General features: G+C 54.2%; 18 protein-coding genes. 9 read left to right on the forward strand and 9 right to left on the reverse strand.

Annotation, left to right across the window (positions count from 1 at the left end):
* The first annotated feature begins 17 nt into the window (after positions 1-17).
* On the forward strand, positions 18-344 hold the full coding sequence (locus tag ABWV79_RS09125) for a potassium channel family protein (RefSeq protein ID WP_170356636.1): 327 nt from the start codon (positions 18-20) through the stop codon (positions 342-344).
* Positions 345-442: 98 nt separating this feature from the next.
* Here ABWV79_RS09125 and ABWV79_RS09130 read toward each other — a convergent pair whose 3' ends face one another.
* From ABWV79_RS09130 to ABWV79_RS09155, 6 genes are all read right to left on the reverse strand, one after another.
* The gene (locus ABWV79_RS09130) at positions 443-877 is read right to left on the reverse strand and encodes a c-type cytochrome (RefSeq protein WP_353391503.1); all 435 of its coding nucleotides are present in this window, start codon (positions 875-877) and stop codon (positions 443-445) included.
* An 11-nt stretch (positions 878-888) separates the two neighbouring features.
* Positions 889-1,245 (reverse strand): CopD family protein, encoded by a 357-nt coding sequence (locus ABWV79_RS09135; protein WP_353391504.1) that lies wholly within the window; start codon positions 1,243-1,245, stop codon positions 889-891.
* 898 nt (positions 1,246-2,143) lie between these two features.
* The gene (locus ABWV79_RS09140; protein ID WP_353391505.1) at positions 2,144-4,108 is read right to left on the reverse strand and encodes a DUF3604 domain-containing protein; all 1,965 of its coding nucleotides are present in this window, start codon (positions 4,106-4,108) and stop codon (positions 2,144-2,146) included.
* Positions 4,109-4,583: 475 nt separating this feature from the next.
* Positions 4,584-5,846, reverse strand: a complete 1,263-nt coding sequence (locus tag ABWV79_RS09145) for a DUF2254 domain-containing protein (protein WP_353391506.1) — start codon at positions 5,844-5,846, stop codon at positions 4,584-4,586.
* Between the two features lie 44 nt (positions 5,847-5,890).
* Complete coding sequence (locus tag ABWV79_RS09150) at positions 5,891-6,175, reverse strand: sll1863 family stress response protein (RefSeq protein ID WP_353391507.1); 285 nt, start codon at positions 6,173-6,175, stop codon at positions 5,891-5,893.
* A 50-nt stretch (positions 6,176-6,225) separates the two neighbouring features.
* On the reverse strand, positions 6,226-6,726 hold the full coding sequence (locus ABWV79_RS09155) for a Dps family protein (protein ID WP_353391508.1): 501 nt from the start codon (positions 6,724-6,726) through the stop codon (positions 6,226-6,228).
* 210 nt (positions 6,727-6,936) lie between these two features.
* Between ABWV79_RS09155 and ABWV79_RS09160 the strand changes: the two genes are divergently transcribed.
* The 3 genes from ABWV79_RS09160 to ABWV79_RS09170 all read left to right on the forward strand — a co-directional run bounded on the left by ABWV79_RS09160 (position 6,937) and on the right by ABWV79_RS09170 (position 10,468).
* A complete protein-coding gene (locus ABWV79_RS09160; RefSeq protein WP_152456637.1) occupies positions 6,937-7,155 on the forward strand; it encodes a hypothetical protein in 219 nt (72 codons plus the stop codon).
* 480 nt (positions 7,156-7,635) lie between these two features.
* The gene (locus ABWV79_RS09165; RefSeq protein ID WP_353391509.1) at positions 7,636-9,501 is read left to right on the forward strand and encodes an AMP-binding protein; all 1,866 of its coding nucleotides are present in this window, start codon (positions 7,636-7,638) and stop codon (positions 9,499-9,501) included.
* Between the two features lie 106 nt (positions 9,502-9,607).
* Entirely contained in the window at positions 9,608-10,468 is an 861-nt protein-coding gene (locus ABWV79_RS09170; RefSeq protein WP_353391511.1) for a DUF2306 domain-containing protein, read from the forward strand.
* 267 nt (positions 10,469-10,735) lie between these two features.
* Here ABWV79_RS09170 and ABWV79_RS09175 read toward each other — a convergent pair whose 3' ends face one another.
* Positions 10,736-11,614, reverse strand: coding sequence for a LysR family transcriptional regulator (locus ABWV79_RS09175; protein ID WP_353391512.1), 879 nt, complete (start codon positions 11,612-11,614; stop codon positions 10,736-10,738).
* Positions 11,615-11,777: 163 nt separating this feature from the next.
* Here ABWV79_RS09175 and ABWV79_RS09180 point away from each other — a divergent pair, with 163 nt between their 5' ends.
* A complete protein-coding gene (locus ABWV79_RS09180) occupies positions 11,778-12,041 on the forward strand; it encodes a DUF4242 domain-containing protein (protein WP_170383447.1) in 264 nt (87 codons plus the stop codon).
* A gap of 244 nt (positions 12,042-12,285) precedes the next feature.
* On the opposite strand, the gene ABWV79_RS09185 is transcribed toward ABWV79_RS09180, so the two are convergent.
* On the reverse strand, positions 12,286-13,050 hold the full coding sequence (locus ABWV79_RS09185; protein ID WP_353391513.1) for a hypothetical protein: 765 nt from the start codon (positions 13,048-13,050) through the stop codon (positions 12,286-12,288).
* 404 nt (positions 13,051-13,454) lie between these two features.
* Here ABWV79_RS09185 and ABWV79_RS09190 point away from each other — a divergent pair, with 404 nt between their 5' ends.
* Positions 13,455-14,726 (forward strand): adenylate/guanylate cyclase domain-containing protein, encoded by a 1,272-nt coding sequence (locus ABWV79_RS09190; protein ID WP_353391514.1) that lies wholly within the window; start codon positions 13,455-13,457, stop codon positions 14,724-14,726.
* Between the two features lie 315 nt (positions 14,727-15,041).
* Here the strand turns inward: ABWV79_RS09190 and ABWV79_RS09195 are convergent, their stop codons facing one another.
* Positions 15,042-16,085, reverse strand: a complete 1,044-nt coding sequence (locus ABWV79_RS09195; RefSeq protein WP_170356693.1) for a helix-turn-helix domain-containing protein — start codon at positions 16,083-16,085, stop codon at positions 15,042-15,044.
* A 191-nt stretch (positions 16,086-16,276) separates the two neighbouring features.
* Between ABWV79_RS09195 and ABWV79_RS09200 the strand changes: the two genes are divergently transcribed.
* From ABWV79_RS09200 to ABWV79_RS09210, 3 genes are all read left to right on the forward strand, one after another.
* Complete coding sequence (locus ABWV79_RS09200; RefSeq protein ID WP_353391515.1) at positions 16,277-17,794, forward strand: amidohydrolase family protein; 1,518 nt, start codon at positions 16,277-16,279, stop codon at positions 17,792-17,794.
* Between the two features lie 52 nt (positions 17,795-17,846).
* Positions 17,847-19,232 carry a metal-dependent hydrolase family protein gene (locus ABWV79_RS09205; RefSeq protein ID WP_170356695.1) on the forward strand — a complete coding sequence of 462 codons (1,386 nt, stop codon included), beginning with the start codon at positions 17,847-17,849 and terminating at the stop codon, positions 19,230-19,232.
* A 73-nt stretch (positions 19,233-19,305) separates the two neighbouring features.
* On the forward strand, positions 19,306-19,707 hold the full coding sequence (locus tag ABWV79_RS09210; protein ID WP_170356696.1) for a GYD domain-containing protein: 402 nt from the start codon (positions 19,306-19,308) through the stop codon (positions 19,705-19,707).
* Positions 19,708-19,709: the final 2 nt, after the last annotated feature.

Raw genomic sequence — 19,709 nt, forward strand, 5'->3', positions numbered from 1 at the left:
AGAGGTAGAGTTTCGCTATGGGTTGCGACGCCAGCTACATTTGCACGTTTCTATCGGTTTTCTTCTACGACCTAATCTACCTGTCACCCATAATTGTGTTTTTATTGGTTCTGGTTAGCACACTGGGGATATCGATTGGCAAGATCGAAGGCTGGTCAACTGGATCGAGCCTCTACCATGCGTTTATAAACGCTACCACGGTAGGTTACGGCGACATTAAACCTGAGAAACCTGCGAGCCGGGCTTTGGCCGTTATAAACGCATTTGTTGGGCTGATCTTTGCCGGAATTATTGTCGGTATAGGCGTCCATGCCGTCGAGACCGCGATGACAGCTGAGTTCTAATTTTGCAGGCTGAACTAGTCGGTTGAGATTGCGCATCCGCACATTGCCGCTGGCGTAAGGTAGCGAGTGTAATGTCGGCAAACTGGGCCTACAGCCTTCTACTGGTGCGGAAGGTTGCGGCTGGCCTGCATTTGCTGAACATCGTCGGGCCAAGTGGAGCGTATGTAGGCCAGCACGTCCCATATGTCTTCGTCAGTCAGGGTGCCTTCAAAGCCGGGCATGCCACTGTTGAAGTCTTTAATACCACGTTCTGCCAATGCGTCTGCTCCACCTTGTTTGGTATACTCAAACAGTAGCTGGTTATCATGGTGCCATGTGTGCCCTGTCACGTCATGTGGTGGTGCAGGTAACACTCCGTCATCGTCGGGTGTTTGCCAGTTGGGTTGGCCTTCCAGATTAACTCCATGGCATGAGGCACAGTGCTCTGCGTAGAGTTCCTGCCCATTCGCAAGGTCTCTGTCTATCAACTCATGATCTGCAGCGACGCTAGTACCAATACTGCATATAGCGAGTGTACACAGGTGTTTGTTCATTTCTGCCTACCTTAACTCGGAAGTGTTAATACGCTGGTGAGTGTCGCCGTTGTCGCCAAAACCACTAATACGACTATTGCCTCCGCCTCGATAGATCGGGCGAGGTGCCGCGCTGCCTTAGCCTCTCCACTTTGCATGGCGGGAACAAATCGAAGCTTGTTGGCAGCGGCGAGGATCATCAGCAACGCCACAAGAAACACTTTGAGCAACAGTGCCCGCCCGTAGCCAGTAAACAAGAGCCCTTGGAGATTGCCGACAATTAACCAAGCAATCCATAGGCCCGCACCGATTAAAGTCGGCACAACCAATGCAGCAGTTTGCCCAAACCTATGACCTAATTCAGCAGCATCTGACAGGTGTTCAGGCATGAGAGCCATACTCCGCAGCGGGCTAAAGATGCCCACCCAGAAGGCTACACATAGATATCCTCGTCGCTTCAGAGCGGACCACAACTGCAGCATCGCGGGGCGAAATAAGCTTGCAACAGGCAAGGCTTCTTCAGGATGTTCTGGGTCGTCACGCCCAGCTCAAAGGGCTTGAAGAATTGTCCGCACTCCGTGCGGAGGTCGAGGAAATGCGACGTACGGATAGAACGACCGCCGCAATTGACAAGTCACTGCTACCAAAATGGGGCCGCCTGAGCGAGGAACAAAAATGAAGAGAGGGTCATGGACAGACAACGGAGGAATGGCTGGAACTCGCCTGCCCATTTCTGATAGCACCGCCATCAAGGCTGCACTAAAAGCCGCAATCGAAGCGGCTGATAGGTTAGAGATATCAATTCGGCATTCTGAAAAGATAGGCGCTCTGCCTCCAAACCTAATGTCTGGTCAGCGTGAACTCTACGAGGCAAGACGACTACTGGCTTCGGGTATCGCGCACCTAGGAGAAAAGCGTTATTAGCAACACTTGTACGAACTGAAGCAAGAAGACGCATTTCCCGCTTCAGTAAAATTTTCCGCGAAGAAGACGTTCAAGCAAGTTGCAGCGAATGTCTGCTTCGAGCCCAAAGTGCAAATTGCTGAACCGTGCATCAATGCCGGAAATGCGCAGAAAGCAGACTTTGCAAAGCACAGCGTGTGGCCACTGCCGGCGTTACCAGCGAGAAGACACGGTGGCACCGGAACGGCTATTTGATTTGTCCTGCAACTTAGCCAGACGGCGTCCTCGCGCTTTCGAGACTTTCGAGCCGTTGGAGCTGGCTGCCAACGTGTTCCGTGGGAATCGAAATTGATCAAGACCAGCTTCGTCGAAATACTGGTTTTACTATTCGGCGCTGAACCAAATCGGCGATGTGTAAGCACGGTCTTGGACTTCTGCGGGAACCGCCTCGGGCAGCGGTATATCGTAGAAAGCTGCGTCTATGGTGGTCCATCGCGGCTTTGGAATTTCGATCACTCTCACATAGTAAAACGCGTTGTTGTTCGGGTCAAAATCTGGGTCTTGCCAATAACCTGCGAGCTCCACGGAACCGATTGAGTTGCTGTATGTCGCGCTTTCGATGTCTACCGTCGAGCCTACTGGTTCGCGTGCGCGGCCATCCTCTCCAATCTCTCGGCCATCGGAGACGGCCACGTCAAAGATCCGCTCATGGGTTTCGCCACTCTCGTCGATCCAGCCTTTGATAATTTGGACTCGGTCGAGGTTCGCGCCATCTGGGTCGCGCAGCGCCCGGATCAGGAAGCCGGGAGAAACCCCATTAGGCGCGTTCCTAAGATCTCCGCCCATCGGCACACCGTTCTTATACCCGTTGGATACAAAATCCGAGGCGTACAGATCATCGGCATCAAAATCCCAGCCGCCAAAGACCCGGACTCGCATTCGCGGCCCGGTCGTAGCGTAGGCCTCTTTACGCTTGATTGCTCCGTGGACTTCCTCGCGGGTGTTTTCGCGGGCCCAAACAGCAGTGAGGCCCGCAGCCGATTCTTGCGCCGTAATGATACGCAATGCCGGGTCTTCGGCCGGGATTACATCAAAGCTGTGACGGTTCGCTGAAGGCTCTGTGTGTTGGTACTTACCAAAGTAGTTGTCCTCCCGAGTGGTTGGGAGCGCGGTGTGCGTGTCCGTCGTGCCGTAGAAGCCGAACTTGAATGGGTTAACGCCTGTCTTCCGCTGAACTTCGAGCCCGACCTTCAACGCAGAGCGCCCATACTCGTAGCGCAACATTTCAGGGGTCTTTGCGACTGTGCCCGAGATGTTCGCAACGTCCCAGGTTTCGAAATCCGCAAACTCATCATCAGGTGACAGGAATGGGTGCGTTTCCTCATCACCTTTAATCTGGGTTACCTCATGCATCGGTTCCCAACGAATGCGTTTGGCGGCGTATTCCGCATCCATAGGTGTGCCGTCGAATTTTGTGGGCGCGAACATTATTCCATTGGATATATTTCCGTTATGGGGAACAGATACTGCGCTTCCACCCGTCTCTTCTTCGTACGCAGCCAGATAATCCCACAACGGCTCAGGGTCTTCGCTTTCAAAATAGGTAAATGGGCGGGTTCGACCGGTCTTATCGGCGCCGTCTCCGAAGATCACCACCCGGTGGAGATTGTTACCTCTTGGAGTTGATGTCCACTCGTACCCAGCCAATGATGTGAAGACGCCGGGTTCGTAGTATTCGTCGACCGTTTCCACGATGTGTTGCCAAAGGTCACCGTCCAAATCCAATCCAGCGGTCGGGTCTCGCCCTTCGATTGATGCGATTTCGATGATATCAGCGAACGCCTCCATTCGACCTTCTTGCCCGGAATTGAACCTTTCGTAGGTCAAACGACCCCACTCGTCAGCCAAAAGCCGAGGGTCAGCTGCTCGAACGGCGGTCGCAAGTCCCAACATTTCCGCGTGTTCAGTAATTGCGAGGAAATCGAGGGGCCTAATGAGTTGAACAGGTTGCCCAGTGTTTGAAGTTATCCTCTCACCGCGGGCCACGCGAAAGGCGTCGTGGATGTTCAAAGAAGTCCCAACAAGTCCTGCGTCGAATGATATTTCAGTGTGGAAGTGAAGATCACCAAATAGAACTTCATCAGGATAAGATCGGTCAACAAACGGAGAGTAGGTTTGTGCGGGGACCACCGTATCAGGAGGCACTTCGCCTTCAAAGCCAATTGCTTGCGTTCCAAATGAAAGCGCTAAGGCGGTTGCAGCATGCAACATAATCGTGGGTTCAAAATGAGTTCTCATGACTGCCCCCAGACAAAAAAATAATGTATATGTATACGAGAAAGCATGCATAAAATCAAATATTCAAGTGAATGGGGTCCACCGTCTCCCATCCACGCGCGTGGACCTATCTAAGACTCGATTTTGTAGGTCTGCTTTTCGTTGTCTGCGGTCCTTTGGAGTAAAAATGCGGATGGCTGCAAAGTCCCGCAACTCGGACATCCGCATAGTCATTTTCGCTGCGTCTGGGCTGAACGTCTGCTTTTCTCACTGCGGCACGGCTAACCATTTTGGCGTTCGCGTTGCTGCACTTGCGAACTTTAGCGCAGGACCGCTTCCGGTTTGGGCTCGAAGCAGTCATTCGTTGCGCAGTGCAGCAATGACCGTTCTGCGGACAAAGTAGCCGTTTGGTTTCGCCACTCACTGACTACCTTTCGTTGAAATGTAACTAAGACCTTTCGAAGAGCACTTTTCCATAAGTTGGGGGATGGCCCACTCACAAACCACCCCCCAGCCGCACTGGACTACAATTGTCCAGGACGGTTGACTAAAACCCTTCAATTGCGGTTTCGACCTCGCCACAAAACTTATCAATATCGCGCTCAAGCATATCGCTTTCTCGGGTCTCATCTCTGACCGCAGATAGTTCATCTACAACAGCCAGCAAATCTTCTTCTGGAGCTGCCTCTGCGATGCGCACCAAAGCGCGAATAAGGGCGGCCGTTACGAGGCCATTACCCCGGGCAGCGCGTCTTAGAGCTGGCATAGAGTCGTGAAACAGTGCCTCAGCCGTGATGGACGGGTAAACCACCCGTACGTTTCCGTCATCATCCCGATACACACCCGTGCAGAGCTTTGACGACCACGCTCGAGCCAGAGACGCCGACAGTCGGTCGATGCAGACTATTGCGGTAAACGTGTCGTTGACACCCGGTGACAACGCCCGAAGTGCGATTTCAACGAGAAGATGGACAGAAAAGCGGATATCGCCATTAGGATCTCGCGCGGAGATTAACGGAGCTGCCGCTTGCACCAGATCATTAAGACTTTCGTCACTATCACCATAAACCTTGGCCAAAGTGTCCGATGGAACCATAAAGTCTCCTGGCTGCACATCAAAAACGACGACTGCTCCGGCTTCCTTGGCCGCACTCACTAGACCTTCGGTATTGATCGAATTCACATATCCAGTGCCCGAAGCCAAGACTTGGCGCTTGTCTCCCTCCTCAGGGACTGCCTCTGAAGATGGAGTATCTGCGCTGTTTTCGATTGCGGTGCTGACTTGGCGATCCAAGGCCTCAGAAATCCGCGCCGCCTCCTGATCAATGGTTACGCGCGTCGATACTGTATGAACGAAGAGCAACAGCAAAAGAACTGAGATGATCGAATAGACTATTCCAATCGCAACGGCCAAATTTACGGATGTGTCATCGCGTATCAGCCACAAGAGCAACAAGCTGTATAAAAACGTCGCTCCAAGTGAGCCAACTGCAATCTGATTTACCCTGTCTTCGCCAAAACGCTGCAAGAGCCTGGGCCCAATTGATCCGGCTGCTAAGGTGTAGACCAGCAAAACAATGGAATAGACCATGACCAACGCGGACATGGATGCTGCCGAGATTGCGCTTAGTATATCGCTCGCAGTACGATTAGAAACGCTCAGCCAATCGGAAGCGGACCAACCCCAACTCGCGAGCGCTTGCTCCGTCTTGAAGACAATCCCAGCCACCAAAAGCCCTGAAAGACTAATGGCGGCAGGGATAGTTAGGAACCCACGAAAGTACCTCACTAATTCTCTAGGTGTTTGCATTCCGGTCTCCATTTACGACACGAGCTTTGTTCACAAACACAGCTCTACGAGAACCGGTCGGCCGCTTTTTTCAAAGCACTCTGCATATCGCCCCATGCAGCCTCGTAGCCCTTTTTGACATCTTCCCAGGCCTCGTCGCTAGTCGACTTCAAATCATTCAGTTGAGCCTCTGCGTCAGATCTTGCCTTGTAGAGCTTGCTGAGCTGCTCCTCGAGCTCGAGTTTGGCGTCCGCTTCGGCCACCTTCAGCTTGGCTTCGAGAACATCAATCTGGGCATTCCAACTATCCAGTTGCAGCTGTGCCTTTTTCTCGTACCCAACACGTGTCATCGTTTTTCCTTTCTTCGCAAACCTTGGTTCAAATCGAGGGGAGCCGCCAATTAGGCCGCAACAATTGCCTTGAGCATCCAGACAGCTTCCTCATGCTTCGCCATCCTGGCGTTCATCAGATCCTCTGTAGCTCCATCGCCATAACGGGCTGCGGTCGCGGCAGTCTCACGCAGGTTCCGAGCAATCGCTTCGTTGTCTGCGACCAATTGTTTGATCATGCCCTCTGCATCTTTAACCGTCTCTTCTTCGGTCAGCTTGGCTTGGCTAACCATGTCCGTGAACGAGATCGGTGCCACCTGACCCAACGCACGCACACGCTCGGCCAATTCATCCTCAGCTTCGAACAGGTCGCGATACTGACGCTCTGTTAGTTCATGGATCGGCAGGAATAGCGGGCCCACGACGTTCCAATGTGTGCCTTGTGTTTTCACCATCAGGACCATGGTATCGGCCAGTACTTCCGTCACCGCGTTGGCGATCCAGGCGTTCTTGTCGATGCCTGTGTCGTTGGTTTCTTCCTGAACTTCAGACTTTAAGACTTGCTGTATCATTTTCACTCCGTTTCGTTGCTTGCGGAGTAAACCTAAGAGCAATTCATAAAATTTCAAATAAAATCATATACTTAATTTAGGTATCCGACACATCATGGGGCGCTTCATGATCCTGGGTATCCGGCACAACATGCCAAGATTGATGTAGACACACAGGTCCATTGCCATACATGCTTGGAGTAACTGACGTAAGCTACTGAGGTCATGCCAGTGTCTGATCAAAATCGACCGCCAAAGCGCACGGAAAAACTGCAACTGATGCTCGACCTCGAAGAGCTTAAAGCCATTGATGATTGGCGGTTCGAGAACAGACTGCCATCCAGAGCGGCCGCCATTAGAGAACTCATCCGCCGCGGTCTGATTTCCAATGAGTTTGAGGAACCACCTACTGATGCGCCTTCCGGTGAGTTTCGTGTTGTGGACGAGTGAAAAGACTATTCGCAGAACATCCCAGCGAAGTCCCAGTAAGGTTCGCTGTATCGCGCGCTCGGTTTTTTTGGATACCGCATAATGCTCGATCTTCTTTCAAAGAAACTGTGTCCGCTTCGGGCTCGAAGCAGTCGTTGTTTGAATTCAACTCAATGTCTGCTTTGCGGACTTAGCTGCCGGATGCTGATGCAGAAAACATCGCGCGCCCTCACCAACCAGATCGCAAAAATACTCGCGGCAATGCAGCGCGATTTCCCGAAAGCGGACGTCCAAATCACGCAAATCGACCGAAATCCAATCCGGACATTAGCTACGCTCCAGTTCTATGTCTCACATGCGGACACACCGGAAATTCGTAAATAGCTGGATTCCGCAGCCTACTCGATCAGCATGTGGATCTCAGCACGTACATCGGAGTTGCAAAATCCTGTTCTTCGGCCAAAGCTCGGAAACAACCTTAGTAGAGTTGAAGGAGACCCCATGGCTAATCTGGGCACACGTCCGATCAGGACGCGCGACGACATAGCCGAGTTCGAAGCCGAGATGACGCTCGACGAACGGTTGCCCGAGCAAAGCATCTTGGAGGTCTTTGAAAACAGTGCTGAGCGTGATCCCGATGCTGTTGCACTGACGATGTTGATGACCGGAGCACCAGATGAGCAGCCTCGTCGTGTCACCTACGGCCAGCTACTTGGGCAGATCCGGCGCGCAGCAAATCTTTTTGCCGAGATTGGAGGGGAGGCACCGGGCGTGGCGTATATGTTGCCCGCTTTGGTTGAAACACACGTCACGCTTTGGGGCGCAGAAACGGCTGGTTACGCTGTGCCCATAAACTTTCTTTTGCAGCCTGAGAGCATAGCAGAGCTTATCAAAGCGTCGGGGGCGAAAATCCTCGTTACTCTTGGCCCACACCCACAACTTGACATCTGGCAGAAAGCTTTGGCATTGAGGGAGCAAATCCCGGACCTCGTGCTGGTACGCGTTTCTCCCCCGGGTACGCCTGCTGAAGCCGGGGTGATTGACCTCACCGAGGCATTGTCTGACCAACCACAGGATCACCTGGCATTTGGGAAGGCCCGGAGCGGTTCTGATCTGGCGGCCTATTTTCACACCGGGGGTACAACGGGCGTTCCAAAGCTTGTTGCACACACGCATCGCAGTCAATTGGTTGCAGCTTTCGGGGGCGCAGCTATGTGTGGTTTTCGTTCGGATGATGTTTTTACGGCCACGTTCCCGCTTTTCCACGTCGCCGGCACGATTGTGGGCGGGCTCAGCTGTTTCATGGCAGGCGTAGAGCTGCTTGTGATGACGCCCGCGGGTTTGCGTAATCCATCGGTGGTCGAAAGCTTCTGGCGGCTTGTCGCAGATCACAAAGTCACGATTGTCGGAGGTGTTCCAACCGCGATTGGGGCGATCCTGCAGACACCGATTGGTGATAATGACGTCTCGGGCGTGCGGGCGGGTGCAACCGGCGCATCACTGCTTCCACCCGCCGTCGGGCAACGCTTCAAGGAGGTCACGGGCTGCACTTTGTTCGAAATTCTTGGCATGACAGAAGCGTCCGGACTGATCAGTATCGACCCACTGGGTGGTTCTGGTACTGCGGGCTCAGTGGGTTGGGCGTTGCCATACACAAGAGTCGACGTTCTGAAGCTGGAAAGCGATGGCCGTCTGGGAGAGGAATGCGAGGTCGGCGAAATTGGTGTAATTGCAATTACAGGCTCCCACGTGTCTCCAGGATACAGCGAACCGAGCTTCAACACTGGGGTATTCGACGAGGGTGTCCTAAACTCGGGCGACTTGGGATACAAAGACGCTGATGGCTGCCTGTACGTTGCTGGCCGTTCGAAAGACCTCATTATTAGAAGCGGTCATAATATAGATCCGGCCATGATCGAAAACGCGATGAGCACCCATCCCGCTGTCGCGTTGGCCGCTGCGGTCGGGATGCCTGATCCTTATGCCGGAGAACTGCCCATGTGCTTTGTTCAGGTCCACACACCGGATGATGTTACGGTCGAGGAACTCATGGAACATGCTCGGCAGACCATCGACGAAAGACCGGCATGGCCCAAAATCATTGAAATTGTTGATGAGATCCCCCTGACGTCCGTGGGCAAGATTTTCAAACCCAGCCTGCGATGCGATGCTGCAAAGCTGGTCGTGAAAAATCTGCTTCGTGACGAACTTCAGGTGTCTAATGCCGATGTGCAGGTGGAGGCTGGAGGGCCACGCGGGCTTTGCGTGACGGTGAAACTGAATGATGCAAACACGACGTCCGGACCTCTTGTTGAGCAAAAGCTCAAGGATTTCCTGTTCGAGACGCGCATTTTGGGAGGATCGTAAAACGCGCTCGTCCTCGCTACGCGAGTTTCCGATCGCAAAATTTATTGCGCCGCGGACGCCCATTGTGCGAGCCTTTTAAACGATCGTATTGTTCGGGGAGGGCAAAATGGCGGTTCCGTTGGGTGTGATATCGGTCTTCGTCGGTCTGGCAATATGGGCGGGTCTGGCTGTTCATGCGGTCATGAAGAGAAAGTTCGTGCCCGTACTTCTCTTTGGCATTCTGCTGATGCTGTACTTGAACGCCGGATACGTCATTTACGGCCCCGCGGCCTCCATAGCTAACTTTGTCGGTATCTATGACGTGTTGATCAATTTGGGACTGAGCGATCCGGTGAGTGCCGCTGCCGTCTCCACGTGCCCAGACAATTCCTGCTCTGTCTGGGGCAACACATTCACAAACCATCCTGCGTGGGGCGTTGCCTTTTATGATCGTTTTGCGAATGGACCAGAGCTGAGATCGGCTCTGCTGCTTGGGCATGTCGTCTGCAATTCCATTGTTTTTGTGCTGATGCACGTACAAATGTTCTTTCCCGGTGGTCGGGGGGCGAACCACGCGATCCTTGGGCGCATCAGCTTTGGGATACTGACAGTTGGTGTTGGTTGCGCTGCGATACTCGCGGCCCAACACGGTCCTGTTGGAGAGTACGGCGGGGCCCTGTCGACATGGGGCTTTTTCTCAATGTCTATCTTCGTCTATGCCACCGCTGTTATGGGAATACTGGCAATAAGACGACAGGATACAGCCCAGCACCGTATCTGGATGTGGCGCTTTGTTGGTTCGATGTGGGGATCATTCTGGTTGTTTCGTGTTCTACTTTTTGTCATCGATCCGCTGTTTCGCGACATCGAAGCCCTCGCGATCCAGATTTGCATTTGGGGATCGGCGCCGGCTGGCATTTTGATTGCTGAGATGGTTCGAAGACGAGTCGATGAACGGGATGAAATCGCACCAGTCTTAGCTGAATAGGCTTTTTGTGCATCATCAGATTCACGTATGGCGATCCATAAGCACCATTCGAGACGGTCTCAAAAAGAGGCTGCTTAGGGCTCTGAGCGGTTGGCGAGCCAGGATTGTCCCAACGACAGCTTCCGAAATCTGAATGTCAGCGCATTGGGTGAAGACGCTGAAAACGCCCGGTCATCTCGACGATTGCAATGCCTGCTTTCGGGAGCAGTCCACAGTTCGAACCGCTGCGGTGCCGCAAGTCCGCTTCGAGCCCAAAGCTGACGTTACTTATCCCGGCCACGCAAATGTCTGCGATGACCTCATCAGTGCATCAAGTGCAGGCGAATGTTTTCGGCCTGGGACTGTAAAGGCCGCGATGGTTCTGGAAACTTCTGGCTCAACAAGCGGGCGCTGCAACAAGCCCGGTAGAGTAACCGAGTACTCAGGCATAAAGGCAAAACCAATGCCCGCAGCAACCATTGCTTGTACCCAATCTTCTCGCTCAGACCTGAAGCGAGCGTACAGTTCAACGCCTTTTGACTGACAAACCGACATTACCATCTCGCGCAACTCACAGGCCAAGCGGTCAACGTAGTTTTCTTGTGATAAGTCTTGGAGCGAAATTGAGTTGAGTTGTCCAAGGCGGTGTTCCGGCGGAAAAACAACCACATATCTTTCGACGTAAAGTGGTCTAGCCCTAAACTCTTCTTCCAGTTCTTCAGTCAGCGTCATCAAAGCGACATCAATATCACCATCAGAAAGTTTTTTCTTTAGGTCCGACGCGCTTGCTTCATTGACTGACAACTCCAAGCCGCTGTGGTTTTTCTCGAATTGAGCTAAGAAGCGAGCAAGGCGAACGTGCCCAATTGTTGATAGGACACCCAAGCGCAGCGGTACTTTTTCCAGCAAACGAAAATTCTGAGCCAGCGCTTGTGTAGCTGCTGCTTCGTCGACGATGTGCTGTAGATGCGGCAGCATAGACTTCCCAAAGTCGCTAACCAGTATTTTCCTACCTTCCCGATGGAAAACCTGTGCGCCCAGTTCGGTTTCTAGTGACTTGACGCCCTTTGTAAGCGCTGGTTGGCTCACATTGCATTCTGCAGCAGCTTTGGTGAAATTCAGATGCTTTGCGGCAGACAAGACATATCTAATCTGAGACATCTCCATGTTGGGGCACCTCGTCACTGATAGCTAATAACAATCATTACGCAGGATACACCCTTTTATCCAAACCTGGAGTTATTAAGTCATAAGGTATCGATAGTTCCCCGAGCCACCGCTCCGTGATGCAATAGATGCACTGGTTTTGACTGTTCGGAAAGGGAGCGAAATGTCTGTTTTTATGGTCGAAAGAAACCTTAAGGGTATCAGCATGGATGACTTGGGTGCAGCTCAAAAAGCCGCGATAGCAACAGCACAGAAAATGACAGCAGAAGGCGACAAGATCAGCTATGTTCGTTCAACATTTGCTCCCGAAGACGGGCGCTGCATGTGCTTGTTTGATGGTGAAAGTGCCGATCAAGTTCGTCGATTGAACGATACCGCTGGGCTTCCTTACGAAAAGGTCGTGGCGGCAATGGACCTTACACCGTAACGGCTTGTATGCCTTATTGTTTTATTGGGCCCTGAGTACATGCTCGAGGGCCCTTAGCAATGGTTGAGCAGCTCGGGGTAGAACTGCAGGTTCGTCCCGCAGATACTTGCTACACTGAGTTTTGCGGAACGGCAGCACCTTATCCAATGCAGACTAGAATTCTTCCCGTTTTAGCTTCAAAAAAGTCTAGCTCAGGCTCCTGGGAGTTCCGCTTACACACTGCGACCACAGACTACCGGATGAGTCACTTGGTTAACCGATCTTCTGAGTATACAATCGGGTCGATAATCGCGACTATGTCGCTGCCGCTATCCTCCAAGCCAAGTTTTTCGCACAACCGTGTTGAGGCAGCGTTGCCAGAAGCGATGCCCGTCTTGAACCCCGTGGCGCCAAGCTTTTCATGCGAGTGTATTAGAGCTTTGGCACCCAGGACTTTTGCAATACCTTCACCCATGCGTTCAGGTTTGGTCGAGAGTTGCCCCCATTGCGCGCGACGATGCAGCCTACTGCTGGGCGGATGGCACAGAACTGAGCCCGCAGTTGCAACGGGAGAACCTAAGCTGTCAACAACGACCATAGCAAACCCGGGACGAGACACTCCGCGCATAACCGGCCCTATTGGCGGCAAAACACCGTGGCTCATCGCGACTTCTGCGAAAGCTTCAAGCCATTCTGGTGGAGATTCGCGATCAATCACACGTACTGTCAAATCCTCGGGTAACGCCTGTTCGGCGATTAACTTCCGAGCGATGTCAACACAGTTCAGCCCGCCAAGATAACAAGCGATTGCGTTGGTTTTTAATCCTTTACTTTCAATGACTTCTCGCGTCCTTGCCACCTCCTGACGCGGTATGCTTTCTATCGCCGTGATGCCAAGTATTCGGGCCATTGTAACGGCATCATCCAAAGCCCCGCCGTACTCGTTGGCAATTTGAATACCGCGCCCATGGCTACAAAATCGAGGGTCATCACCCAATAGCTGGATAAGATGCTCACCCATGGTCGACATGCGTCGCTGGCCTTCGCTTCCGAATGCTTCCATGAGAGTTTCCTCGAAGTAGCACTAAACAGTTCAGAGATGATCGATTAATAGGGGGCGTGCAGTCAAGCGACCGTCACGCGCTAGACTGTTAAGCAAAGAGAGTTTTTGGGAAAGGGCGCATGGCAGCTATGTCCGCAGAGCGGTCGCTCGCGGTATTCGGGCGGACCGCCGCATCGAGCCCGTCGCCTACCTTGGAGCACAGGGGTGAAACTGGTTGTTTAGCGCACCAAGCTAGGAGGCGATAGCAGTGCTGTGATACAAAAGGACTGAACGCTCGGTACAAGACTCCCTGCGCTCATTGTGTCAAATCGGTCTAAGGTCTCAGTATCGAGCTGGTTCAATGCGCTTTTTAGACAAGAAAGTGTCTCAGTATGATTGAGTTCAGCAGGTCTCCACTTTTAGATAGCGTTGCTGCTTGGCTGATGGGGTGCGGTCTTCGCGATACCAAGGCCGAGGATGTGGTGCGAGGCTTTGGCAACCGTCTGGTTTCCGCTGGTGTCCCTGTTGCTAGGATCAACGTCGGGGGCATGGTCCTGCACCCAATTTTTGGCGCTTTGAATGTGCTTTGGACGGTCCGCGACGACCAAGCCAAAGTCGAACTAACGCCCAGGGACCAGCTTGCGACAACTGGATTCCGCAATACACCTTTTTTCGATTTGGCGCATAACGGCGGTTCCTATCGGCGCTACAAATTGGAGGATGGGTCGGTCGAGACCAGTTTTCCGATCCTGGAAGAGCTTCGTTCAGATGGCGCAACGGACTATCTGGTTCAGTTTGAAAGCTATCATCGCGATGACGCTAGCCGATGGTCGGATTTTCCGCCTGGAATGGAGGGCGTTATGATGTCGATTTCTACACGACGTATAGGCGGATTTAGCGACTCTGAAATCAACTATATCCGAGCACTCATGCCTGCCCTTGCACTGGTAATAAAAAACGCTCAATCGCGCATTCTTGCGCAAGGTCTCATGGATGCCTACCTAGGAAGCTACTCTGGAAACCGTGTCTTGGATGGTGTAATCGAGCGCGGCGATGGAGGGGCAATCGACTGCATTTTGTTTTATTGCGACCTTAGAAACTCCAGTCGGATGGCAGAAGACATGCCATTGAATAGATATCTTGCGTTAATTAACGACTATTTTGATTGCACGGCCGGGGCAGTAGAAGATCACGGCGGTGAGATCCTTAAATTTATCGGCGACGCTGTTATGGCAATCTTCCCAGTAGACGAAAAGTCGAGGCCGGCAGTCGACATGAGCCGTGCCGCATTGTCTTCAGTGTTGGAGTGCTTAGCTCGCGCGAGGGAAAAGAACATCATTTGGCAAAAGTACGGCGGCAGAATTGAATTTGGAATTGCCTTACATCGGGGTTCCGTAATGTATGGAAACGTCGGCACGGAACGTAGGCTGGATTTCACCACGATTGGCCCTGCGGTAAACCAAGTCAACCGGCTTGAGGGTCTGTGTAAGTCTCTTAAAACACCTTTGGTAATGTCCTCGGAATTCGCAGCAGATGTTGCAACGCGGCTTGAGCCCTTGGGGCAACACCAGCTGGCAGGTATGTCGCAATCAACACAGGTTTTTACGCTTCCAGAGTTCGCACCACCGGTCGAGAAAAGTAGCTCAATTGATCGGTCCAAATGAACGATTTTTTTGATCTTAAGTAAGTCACTTCGGATTTCTGCAACAAATGATGAACGACTGCTTTGTCAGTACTGCGGTCTTTGATGCACTATGCAGCAAAAGACTGCTTTGAGCCCGAAGGCGACTTAGAAATTAAGTGCAGCATTTGTCGCTAAGGGCGGCAAACGGAAGTTCGCTGCGGATAGCACGGAGGTCTCCTTTCCCATCGATTGCTCCCGGCGAAGGGCTCGCCGGTTCATGCATCTCTTCGGCATTACCTTGGGCGACCGAGGTCCCAAGAGATTTCGGTAGCTGAAAAGTCGCAGCGGGGTCAGGCTAATCTGCAGGCGCACCGGCAATTTGGGCCTCTTGTGCCTCCTTCTTGCGCCAATCTTTCGGGGACATGCCGAAGTTCCGCGTGAAAGCACGGGTCAGGGCCGATGTTTCGGATAAGCCGACCAATTGGGCAATCTCTTTGATCGAGTGATCAGACCCGGTGAGCAACTCCGAGGCCCGTTCCATCCGGAGTCTGTTGATCACCTTGGAAGCCGTTGTCCCGTAGGAGGACAAGCGCTTGTTGAGCACCTTGGTGGTGATGCTGCACATCCGGGCGGCCTCGCTCACCGTCAGCGCCGGATCGGACAGCCTTGACCGCACGAGAATTTCGAAGCCTTCGAGGTAGTCCAGGGGCACATCGACCTGAACCGGTTCTTCGATATCATTGTCGTGGTTCGCGAGGACCTCGGGGTTGATTGGAAGCGACAACCAGGCCACCGGAAAGCGGATCGAGAATCCCCTGTTGTTGCACTTGATGCCCCGCACGCCATGAAACTGCTCCGGCAATAGGGTCGGGTCACACAGGCGCAGAACAACCTGGGTTGGATCCCATCTGAAGTCGAGAACGCGGTGCAGCAGGGAGATCCAGATCCCAACGAGAAAGGCGTCCGAATGGCTCGGCGACGCCTCGGGTTCGAAGTTGCGGCTGGTGGTGAAGTAGGCGTGTTCCTCCTCGATCACGAGCCGGAAGGACACCGCGTTGCTTTCCTTCGAGACGATCTGGGTGAACCGGGTGAAGAAATCGCCAAGGGTCACCGACTGGCCGAGGAGCGCGCCACGCGGCAGGAAGTTCAACAGGTCTGTCTGTTGCCCAGCCAATGCGCAGATATCTGGCCGTGTCACATCGGCGATAGTGGTCAGCGCTGCATAGACCGTGTCATGCGGGATGAAGGCGGCCGGGTTCAGGACCTGTTCCTCGCACAGACCATGCAGCCCAAGCGCGAAGGCGGGGTCCACATCGAGCCGCCGCATCATCGCCACGACCGGACCGAGAACCGTAGCACGCACGAGGGACAATCCGTCCTTTTGTTCTCCTTGCGGCATCCACATCACCCTTTCGCTCTCCACCACGCTACGGGCGCGCGCGCCTGAAGGCCAAGCAGAAATTGGCTGAAATTGACCGGATCGGGTCAGAAAAACGCACCACGGGATCAGCGGGTCAAAAGAATCTCGGGGCACATGTGCATAGTGGGAGGACCGGTCCGCAGGAAGACCGACCCTTGGGAGGACACCGAATGACAACACTCAACCTGAAGGCGTTGCTGCCGGCCATGTCCATGGCAGTTGCGTTGACGACCACCGCTATTGCGCAGGATATCCCCAACATTCCATCAGAGGTCACGCTGTTCAAAAACGTGATGGTCTTCGACGGGGTGAATGACGGCTTGAAAGATGTCGACGTGCTCGTCGTCAAGAACAAGATTCACAAGATTGCAGAGGGCATTCCCGAATCCGGGACATGGGAGGTCCAGGTACAGACAAGCGGAAGCAAGCGCCTGCCCGACCCTGTTGGCGGTATCGACGGCTATTCTTTCACTGTCCAGACCGAACGCGGAATCGAGACCAAAGAGGTCGAGGTCAATGTGATCGACGGCGGCGGACGCACCTTGATGCCGGGCCTGATCGACAGCCATGTGCATGTGAATATGTACAAGGATGGCACGATCCCGGGCCTTCAGGACACGACTTGGGAAGAGATCGGCGCACGTTCTGCGGCCTTTGCGCAGGAAATGCTGGCGATGGGCTTCACAACGGTGCGCGACATGTGCGGTGCACATGGTGGACTTCGTGCGGTAATCGACGAGGGTTCGCTTCCCGGACCACGGATCTACTCATCCGGTGCCTGCCTCAGCCAGACCGGTGGTCACGGCGACTGGGGGATCGCCGGGCAGCGTAAGAACGAAAGCAATCTTGAACGTCTGGAGATCACGCGGCTTGTCGACGGCCCTGCCGAAGTACTCCACGGCGCGCGGCGTAACTTTGCGCTTGGGGCCAACTACCTCAAGATCATGGTCAGCGGCGGTGTGACCTCTATCAAGGACCCGATCTACCAGTCCGCCTTTACTGACGCGGAGATCGCCGCAGCCGTCGAGGTGGCCGGGGACATGGACTCCTATGTCGCCATGCATGTCTTCATGGACAGCGACCTGTCGCGCGCGCTCGATCTCGGGGTCAAGGTGGTGGATCACGGCCTGACCATCACGGAGCCGACCATGCAGAAGCTGGTGGAAAAGGGGGCATTCTTCTCGCCCAACTTGACCGCGCTGGCGCCCGAGGCGCTGGAGCATCCGATGCATCAGGACCCGACCTTCCCGCCGACGGCGAAGTTCCTGTGGTTGCGGAAAAACAGCGAGCAGTTGTTTGATCTGGTGCGGAAGTACAAGCCGAAGATGGTGTTCGATTCCGACTACGTGCTGCTGACCGGTGTGCCGTACCGGCAGTCGATGGACTTCACCAAGGCTTTCATGGCGCGTGAGTTCGGCAACCTCTGGGCCTTGCAGATGATGACCTCGAATGGCGGCGAGCTGGCCGCGCTGACGGGACGCGGAAACCCCTATCCCGAAGGCAAGCTCGGCGTAATCGAAGAAGGCGCCTATGCCGATATCCTCATCGTTGACGGAAACCCGCTCGAAGACATCACGGCCATCGGCGCTGTCGATACATGGTTTGATGCCGAACCGCGCGGGCAGGAGGTGCCGAGCATTCGCGTGATCATGAAGGACGGCAAGTTCTACAAGAACACGCTGGACTGAACGTTTCGGCGGGGCGCTGGCCCCGCCGTCAACCTTCCGGAGGGGCAAACTCATGAAGCATATTTTCAAGTCCACATTGCTGGCGGGAGTGGTGACGCTCGCCGCAGGCATGTCCTTTGCGCAGGACGAAGCGCTGCCGCAGACCCTGTTCACCAATGTCCATGTTTTTGACGGCGTGAACGAGGCGCGGATCGAAAACGCCAGCGTTCTGGTCGAAGGCAACCTGATCAAGGAGATTTCGACGGACGGGATCGAAGCGCCCAACGCAACCATGATTGACGGCGGCGGGCGCACGCTCATGCCGGGGATGCACGACCAGCATGTGCACCTTACGGTTTTCAACCCGCTCAGCGACGGGTTGCGCCAGAACATCACGCCCTTCCATCTTGGCGGCGTCGCAACGATCCGGTCCGAACGCATCCTGATGAACGGATTCACGACGGTTCGCGATCTGGGCGGACCGGCAAAGTCCATCGCGCGGATCATCGATACCGGCATGTTCCCCGGCCCGAGGATCTATTCTTCCGAGGCTTTCATCACGCAGACATCGGGCCATGCCGATTTCCGTAAGCTGAACGACCGGCATCCTACCCTGTCGGGGCAAGGTCCATTGCATTGGGTCGACACGGATATGAGCTTCATCGCGGATGGCCCGGAGCAGATCCGCATGGCCGTGCGCGAGAACCTGCGCCGCGGCGCAACCCAGATCAAGATCATGGTCAGCGGTGGTGTGACCTCGGAATTCGACCCTCTGCATTCACTGCAATATCAAGACGACGAAATCCAGATGGCGGTGAAAACGGCCGAGCAATGGGGCACCTACGTGACCTGCCACGTGTTCACCGAACAGGCGATCCGCAACTGTATCGACAACGGGGCAAAAACCGTCGAGCACATCCCGTTTCTGACTGCCGAAGTGGCCGAAGAGATGGTCGACAAACAAGTCATGTTCGCAACTGCGGTAGCACCGGTCTACTCGGTTTCAACCGAGCAGGCAGAGGCGTTTTATACGCCAGCCTCGTTCGCCAAATGGAAGAGCGTCCGTGACGCCGCCGCCAACATGATCGAGGTGATCCAGACGACACCGGGCATGATCGACCTCTACACGCTAGGCACCGATCTCATCAACAACTGGGACCAGACACTTGAGCAGGACAAGAAAATGAACGACGAGTTCAAATACCTGCACGAGGCCAAGTTCAAACCCTTTGACATTCTGCGGATGGCCACATCGAACGGCGCCCGCATGAACCGGCTTACGGGCCTGAACAACCCGTACCAGGATGGCCCGCTCGGCGTGGTCGAGGAAGGCGCTTACGCGGATCTCCTGCTGGTCGATGGCAACCCGCTCGAAGACATCCTGCTTCTGGCCGATCCTGATCCCAACCTGAAGGTCATCATGAAGGACGGCGTGATCTACAAGAACACGCTGGACTGAGGTGAGCACGGGGCGGTCTCCCTCGTCCGCCCCGCGTTTTCATCCGACACAAGTATCCGGGAAAGGACAGACTGTGAAACATCTCGCCTTTGGTACTCTCATGGCCCTCTGCGGCTCGATGGCCACCGCCGAAGACGCTGCAAACATGCGCACCTTTCTGTTCATCGGCACTTCCAACAGCGCCGCCTGGGAGATGCAGATCGCCAATCCCGGAGACCGCGCGGCCTCGGTGAAAGGTGGGATCGAGGCGCTCGGTGGAGAGCTTCTGAGCTACTACTGGGGGCTGGGGAACGGGAAGAACTACATCACCGTGGCCCTTCCGGACGACCCGACCTTCATCCAGGCCTTTTATGTCAGCCGCCTCGGCGACGGGCTGCTGACCGAATACCAGATGATCGAGTTGATGAGCAGCGCCGACATGGCCGAAGCCCTCGAACGGGTGCAGGAGATCAAGGCGCAGGACGATCTCAAGTAACC

The sequence above is a fragment of the Ruegeria sp. HU-ET01832 genome (assembly GCF_040371315.1).
Classification (GTDB): Bacteria; Pseudomonadota; Alphaproteobacteria; order Rhodobacterales; family Rhodobacteraceae; genus Ruegeria; species Ruegeria lacuscaerulensis_A.

Coding starts and splice junctions, on each gene's coding strand:
- ABWV79_RS09125 (WP_170356636.1), top strand. CDS start 18: ATGGGTTGCGACGCCAGCTACATTTGCACGTTTCTATCGGTTTTCTTC.
- ABWV79_RS09130 (WP_353391503.1), bottom strand. CDS start 877: ATGAACAAACACCTGTGTACACTCGCTATATGCAGTATTGGTACTAGC.
- ABWV79_RS09135 (WP_353391504.1), bottom strand. CDS start 1,245: ATGCCTGAACACCTGTCAGATGCTGCTGAATTAGGTCATAGGTTTGGG.
- ABWV79_RS09140 (WP_353391505.1), bottom strand. CDS start 4,108: ATGCATGCTTTCTCGTATACATATACATTATTTTTTTGTCTGGGGGCA.
- ABWV79_RS09145 (WP_353391506.1), bottom strand. CDS start 5,846: ATGCAAACACCTAGAGAATTAGTGAGGTACTTTCGTGGGTTCCTAACT.
- ABWV79_RS09150 (WP_353391507.1), bottom strand. CDS start 6,175: ATGACACGTGTTGGGTACGAGAAAAAGGCACAGCTGCAACTGGATAGT.
- ABWV79_RS09155 (WP_353391508.1), bottom strand. CDS start 6,726: ATGATACAGCAAGTCTTAAAGTCTGAAGTTCAGGAAGAAACCAACGAC.
- ABWV79_RS09165 (WP_353391509.1), top strand. CDS start 7,636: ATGGCTAATCTGGGCACACGTCCGATCAGGACGCGCGACGACATAGCC.
- ABWV79_RS09170 (WP_353391511.1), top strand. CDS start 9,608: ATGGCGGTTCCGTTGGGTGTGATATCGGTCTTCGTCGGTCTGGCAATA.
- ABWV79_RS09175 (WP_353391512.1), bottom strand. CDS start 11,614: ATGGAGATGTCTCAGATTAGATATGTCTTGTCTGCCGCAAAGCATCTG.
- ABWV79_RS09180 (WP_170383447.1), top strand. CDS start 11,778: ATGTCTGTTTTTATGGTCGAAAGAAACCTTAAGGGTATCAGCATGGAT.
- ABWV79_RS09185 (WP_353391513.1), bottom strand. CDS start 13,050: ATGTCGACCATGGGTGAGCATCTTATCCAGCTATTGGGTGATGACCCT.
- ABWV79_RS09190 (WP_353391514.1), top strand. CDS start 13,455: ATGATTGAGTTCAGCAGGTCTCCACTTTTAGATAGCGTTGCTGCTTGG.
- ABWV79_RS09195 (WP_170356693.1), bottom strand. CDS start 16,085: ATGCCGCAAGGAGAACAAAAGGACGGATTGTCCCTCGTGCGTGCTACG.
- ABWV79_RS09200 (WP_353391515.1), top strand. CDS start 16,277: ATGACAACACTCAACCTGAAGGCGTTGCTGCCGGCCATGTCCATGGCA.
- ABWV79_RS09205 (WP_170356695.1), top strand. CDS start 17,847: ATGAAGCATATTTTCAAGTCCACATTGCTGGCGGGAGTGGTGACGCTC.